Consider the following 1,094-nt stretch of genomic DNA (forward strand, 5'->3'; position numbering starts at 1 on the left):
CAATAAAGCTATCCAGTTCCATTTGTCTTCTATTGTGAATGTGCCTTTGGTTATCGGTTATTTAAAACCCGTAGTATTATTTCCATTGGCCTTGGTAAACCAATTAGACAACGATCAGGTAGAAGCAATATTAATCCATGAGTTATCACACATCAGAAGAAACGATTTCTTATTGAATCTGATTAAAACAGCCATAGAAACCTTATTATTCTATAATCCATTTGTTTGGATGGCAGGTAGATTTATACACATTGAGCGCGAGCATGCCTGTGATGATCTGGTATTAAAAATTACCGGAAAACCGCTGAATTATGCCCATGCCCTACTCAAACTCGAATTATTAAAAGATAAAAACAGTCCGGCTTATGCACTAGCAGCAACAGGCAAGACCCAGAATTTATATCAACGCATAAAAAGAATAACCAACATGAAAACAAATTATTTAAACGCCAAACAACAAATGGCAGCCTTAACTTTAGGAGTAGCCTGCTTGTTTTCTATTGCCTGGATCAATCCAACAGAAAAGAAAAAAGAAAATAAAAAAACGCCTAAAATTGAGGTTTTGAGTCTGATTAACAACTGTGATGCGGAAACCAATGTTTGCTCTGATACTACGAAAAAACGTAAAATTAAAATTGTAACCATTGATGCGGATGGTAAAAAAACCGAATATAACTCGGTAAAAGAAATGCCTGATAGCCTGAGAAAAGATTTTTACAGGGATGAGCTTTTTGCAGGGAAAAATATCTACAGACTGCATACCGACAGTAATTTCAAATTTAAGTTCAGCGATTCGCTATTGCTTGCAAAAATACATAAAGAGTATAATTCACCAGAAGCACAAGCTAAATGGAAAAAATTTGGAGAAGATATTGCCAAACAATACAACACACCAGAAGCACAAGCCAAATGGAAAAAATTTGGAGAGGAAATGCAAAAGAAAATGAATTCTCCTGAAGCCCAGGCAAAATGGAAAAAAATGGGTGAAGATATGGCTAAAGAATTTGGTTCGCCAGAAGCACAGGCCAAATGGAAAAAAATGGGCGAAGATATGGCTGCCAAAGTGAATACGCCTGAATTTAGAGCACAAATAG

1 protein-coding gene is annotated in these 1,094 nt (G+C 36.0%); it reads left to right on the top strand.

Annotated elements, in window-relative coordinates; all coding sequences use genetic code 11:
* The coding region (locus tag AC1DPQ_RS28515) for a M56 family metallopeptidase (RefSeq protein WP_477611679.1) at window positions 1-1,094 on the top strand (1,094 nt) is incomplete at both ends.

It is taken from the genome of Pedobacter sp. 01T416_2, from assembly GCF_056398925.1.